Raw genomic sequence first — 4,766 nt, 5'->3', positions numbered from 1 at the left:
GCCGGTCATGCGGGTATTCTAATCACGGCAGTCGACGCAGACGAGTTGGCCTTGGACGCTTCGACAGAAGATGCGGCCATCGGACAGGACGGGGGCGGTCCAGGATTTTCCGTCAAGGACTTTCCCTTCAGCGATGGGGTCCCAGCCGTCGGGTGTCGCCGGTGCGATCATCAATTCTCCCGGTTCGGTCAGTAACAGCAACCGACCGCCGGCCAGCGCCAGTCCACCCGGTCGCAAGTCGTCGACCGACCAGCGGATCTCACCGGTCGCCCAATCCATGCAACGCAACCGTGCACCGGTTTCCATGTCGCCGTCGATGCCGTAAAGGTGCCCCTGATACAGGATCGAACTGTGGATCTGATTCTTCATCTCCTTCGATTTCCAAATCAGACTCGGCGTCGCGTCGTTCAGATCGAACAGTGCCGCGCCGCGATTGTATCCGGAGCAGAGAAACATCTTGCCGTCATGAAAGATCGGATCGGCGGCGTTGCAATTGAAGCTGGTCAACCAACGCTCGGCCCAAAGTTGTTTGCCTGAATGGATGTCGACACCGATGTAGGCACGTCCCGATGCGATCACGGCCGCCGTCGGATCGGAATCGGGGATCAACACGGGCGACGCGTATCCACATTCCCGGTCGTCAGAACTCCACAACAGTTCGCCGCTGTGCGTGTCGACCGCGACACCGGATTCGCCGAGGTTCAACAACAGTTTGTCGCCGATCACCAGCGGAGCGGCCGAACATCCCCAACCGGGCAATCGCACATCCGCCTCTTCGGCGACATTTTTGCCCCACACTTTGGTTCCATCGGAAGTCTGCAGGCAAAACAGTTCACCGGCACGCCCCATCACGTAGACCCGATCACCATCGACGGTCGGTGTCGAAATCGGACCGCCTTCGAAGTCGCGGGCATCCAATTCCGCAGGATAGCCGAACGTCCAAATCACCTCTCCGTCGGCGACGTTCAGGCAATAGACGACGTCTTGGTCATCGACGTGACCGAGCGTGAAGACGCGTCCGTCCTTGACCACGACCGACGAAAATCCGGTGCCGACCGAATGGGACCAGGCGATGGTCGGCTGCCCATTTTCCCAATCGCAGTTCCACTCCGTTTCGGTGGAGATTCCATCTCCATTGGGGCCCCGCCAGCGGTACCAATCTTCGGCGACAGAGTACGAAACGCCGATGTGAAGGGCAAACACAAGTAGCGTGCGGGACAAAACGGACGTCGCGACGCTCGCCAGACCATGAACCCTCCGTCGTCTTGTAACGGTAGCGACGCAGTGGCGGGAAACAGATGCTAATTTGTGGCGAAGCAACAACGGGTGGGGCAAGGGCATCGTCGTGGTCGGTCCAATCGGGGGCAGGCGTCAATGGCGGGCCGTCAATTTAACACCGCAACGCAACCGCGTACACGCGTTCTCGTTTGCAATGCCGCGAAACGTTTCGCACACGAAGGTCGTGCGAAGTTGGCGGCATACGCAACAAGTTAAGCGGCACCCGCTCCTGCGGCCCGCACGCCAGCGGCGTGCCACATCAAAGCTTGGGGTCGCGCCCGCGCACCCCAAGATCCGGTCGCCAACAGGCCGCCAACCCCAACGGGGTTGAACAGAGCTTCGCCGGTCACCCCTCCAAGAGTTTTCCGAACAGCCCGAGCAGGAACCCGAACACAGCACCGAGCGGTGGAAAGCTGCTGTTTTTCAATGTCGCTTGGGGCGCGATGTCTTCGAAAACCAAGTAGAGAATGCCTGCTGCGGCGAAGACTTGCATCCAACCGAGAGCCACCTCGTGATCGGCCAACACCTGGTATCCCACAAGGCCCAACAGTGGACCGAGCAAGGCTGCGATGGTGAACCAAAACAAGATTTTGCGGCTTGCCATCCCGCTGCCGCGAAGCTCGCGATAGGCATTGAAGCCTTCAGGTAGATTTTGCAGCGTGATGATCCCCGCCAGCAGCATGGCGCCACCCTTGCCGGCCGAGATCAATGCACCTAACGCCATCACTTCGGGAATGAAGTCCGACAGCATGGCGACCAGCTGAGACGCCGAGGATTGACTTCGATCGAGTAACACCTGCAAGCCCCAAAAGCACAACCCACCGGCGGTGAATGCGACCACCGCTTCCCAGGTCGCGATTTGTTCGGTGCCGTGGGGAATCAGCACCAAGGCAACCGCCGAAAACAGCGCGCCGCCGCCGAACGCAATCACGGTGTGACGAAATTCCTCCTCGAGCCATCCGGGGCGAATCTTCTCAAATGACGCAATCACACCGCCCAGTGGGATCGCCCCGCCGGCAACAGCGGTAAAGACGATCATTTGACTGATGGGCTCCATCAGAAAGCGAACTCCTTGTAATCCCGCAATTGCGTCGGCGTCTTCAACGATCTCTGGTGGCGTCACAAATCGGACGCACTGCCGCGACGAGCATCAATGTCAATGCGCCTGGCTGATGTGTTCGCCGAGCAGATCGCGGCCGAAGTCGCCGTTGAACAGACGCCAGGTCGCGTGGGCGTGGTTGGCGTCGTTTTGCGTGTTGGCATATTCGACCAGGAACGCTTGCGGCATGACGATGCGGAAGTACTGCGCCTCGCCCCGTTTCGTGCTACCGGCCCAGGCGAATCGAAGGTTGTCGGCGGCATCGCGGATCTTTTGCATCGCTTCACCGCTGATTTCCTGCCGACCGTTGCTGGCGAATTCAGACAAGACACCCAACAGCAGTTCCCGCTGTTGCGAATTCATGTCGCTTCCTTTCACGCCTTGCTCTTCCGGCGGGCTGGCCGTGCGATCTTGACCCGACAAGATTTCTTTGGGTGGCTTGTCGCTGAACACGGCGGCGTTGCCGAGCGATTGGACCAGCTTGCGGGCGATGTCTTCCATGGCTCCGAGAGGACGGATGCCGCTTCGCGGGCCTTCGCGAACTTCGGCGGGATTGGTACCAAAGAAAGCCGGTGTCACCGCCACCTTTCCGTCCACGATGGTATAGTTGAGCGACAGGTGGTGACCTTCGAATCGCCAACCCCATGCACCTTGCTTGCCGGGTTTTCCAAAGATGGTCACGTAGTATTTTTCGGGGTCGCGTACGTCGGGACGGTTTTCTTTTTCACGGAGGATCTGTTCCAGACTCATGATCGTCGTCGCGGTCATGAATCCTTTTTGGCTGAGCCCGGTGTTCAGCAACGCGTAGGCGTAGTGATCTTGGGCGGGGCTCAGTTCACTCAGTTTGATGCCCTGACGGTCAAAGGGGACGTAGTGCCAGTTCTCTCTTTCGTCGGCTTTAAATTCCAGGACGGCCTTGGCCTTTTGTTCCGGCGTGAGCCACTGGATGAACGCGTTGGCCGCGGCGGCCATTTCGTCGGCCGGGTTCGATTCGTGACCCGGGTGCGCCGACGCGACAGACACCAGCAGGAGCGGAAGGAGCAATGATGTGATGCGTGTGTTCATGATGGGATGTGGAAGGGACGGTGGGCGGTAATGGAGAGGAAAAGTTTAACCCAATCGAGAGGCGGTCGTGCAATATCACTGAGACACAGATTTCAACAGGGGCCGCCGGATGGTATTTTGTTGATCGGGCGGCAGGTGCTTCTTTGTGTTGTAAACTGGGCGGGCAATGGCGACGATTGAGCGACTGGCACTGACCGATTTCAGGCGACGTGTGGTTGCCGGTGCATTTCCCGATTTTCAGCGATTGGCCGATGCGCTCCGTTGGCTGCAATTCGTCCAGGCCGACCCGATTCGGTCGCCGGCGCGGGCTCAGGATTTGATGCTCCGGCAGCGCGTGGATGGGTACGTCGCGGGTGATTTAGAAGCGACGTTTCCCGATCTGGATGCGGAGGAAGGCTATCTTTTCGCGTATGGATTCATGACACCCGAAGTCTGGCGGCAGCTCCGTTGGCGTCCGAATCGGAAACTAAAAAAGCTGGAACGCGACGTGCTCGACGCGGTGGCGGAATTGGGCGAAGTTCACCCACGTGGATTGGACGAGCGGTTCGGACGCAAGGCGGTGAAGAATTACTGGGGCGGCAAGTCCCAACAGACCAAGCGGATTCTGGAGCATCTTCACCATCACGGCTACCTGCGAGTCGTTCGCCGAGAGAAAGGGATTCGTGTCTATCAGGTACCCGAGCAGTCCGATGGACAGGATTCAGACCCGCGCGGACGCTATCGTCGACTTGTCATGACAACGGTTCATGTTTTCGGCGCCTCGACAAAACAAATGGTCGTGTCTGAATTGCGCAGTCACAACCATCTGCTGCCATCGCGGCAGGAGCGAATGGCGGCCGTCGAGTCGTTGATGGAGGACGGACACTTGAAAGAAGTGCAGGTTGCAGGCATCACGTACCTGTGGAGACGAGAGCATTGGTTGGATGATGAGGTTCCGGACCGGGTTCGAATCCTGGCTCCTTTCGATCCCTTGGTGCGGGATCGGGCGAGATTCCAGCAGCTGTGGGGATGGGACTATCGTTTCGAGGCGTATGTACCGGCGGCGAAACGGATCCGTGGCTACTATGCAATGCCGGTTCTGTGGCGCGATCGAGTGATCGGCTGGGCAAACGCGAACATGATCGACGACCGCTTGGATGTGCAATTGGGGTACGTGAGCAAACGACCGCGTGAGAAAGCGTTTCGAATGCAGGCGGAAGCAGAAGTGGAGGCGACGGCGAAGTTCTTGGGATTGGACAGCGGTGCGTGGGAACTTGCGCTGTGACGCAACCGCCACCGTCAATCAATCCGCGTGAGCATCTCCTCGACGGCAAACCAAAAAGAT

The 4,766-nt window shown here is 58.9% G+C and carries 4 protein-coding genes; 1 reads left to right on the top strand and 3 read right to left on the bottom strand.

The window, feature by feature from the left end; genetic code table 11:
* Window positions 1–18 precede the first annotated feature (18 nt).
* From ABX749_RS22465 to ABX749_RS22455, 3 genes are all read right to left on the bottom strand, one after another.
* Window positions 19–1,221: a PQQ-binding-like beta-propeller repeat protein gene (locus tag ABX749_RS22465; protein ID WP_372897954.1), complete on the bottom strand. Its 1,203-nt coding sequence runs from the start codon at window positions 1,219–1,221 to the stop codon at window positions 19–21.
* 403 nt (window positions 1,222–1,624) lie between these two features.
* Complete coding sequence (locus ABX749_RS22460) at window positions 1,625–2,335, bottom strand: ZIP family metal transporter (RefSeq protein WP_372897953.1); 711 nt, start codon at window positions 2,333–2,335, stop codon at window positions 1,625–1,627.
* Window positions 2,336–2,434: 99 nt separating this feature from the next.
* A complete protein-coding gene (locus ABX749_RS22455) occupies window positions 2,435–3,442 on the bottom strand; it encodes a DUF3500 domain-containing protein (protein ID WP_372897952.1) in 1,008 nt (335 codons plus the stop codon).
* A gap of 166 nt (window positions 3,443–3,608) precedes the next feature.
* Here ABX749_RS22455 and ABX749_RS22450 point away from each other — a divergent pair, with 166 nt between their 5' ends.
* Window positions 3,609–4,706, top strand: a complete 1,098-nt coding sequence (locus tag ABX749_RS22450; RefSeq protein WP_372897951.1) for a DNA glycosylase AlkZ-like family protein — start codon at window positions 3,609–3,611, stop codon at window positions 4,704–4,706.
* The last annotated feature ends 60 nt before the right edge of the window (window positions 4,707–4,766 follow it).

It is taken from the genome of Stieleria sp. (assembly GCF_041595215.1).
In the GTDB taxonomy this organism is placed as follows: Bacteria; Planctomycetota; Planctomycetia; order Pirellulales; family Pirellulaceae; genus Stieleria; species Stieleria magnilauensis.
Note: the sequence above shows the minus strand (reverse complement) of the source record. Positions and strands in the feature narration are given on the sequence as shown.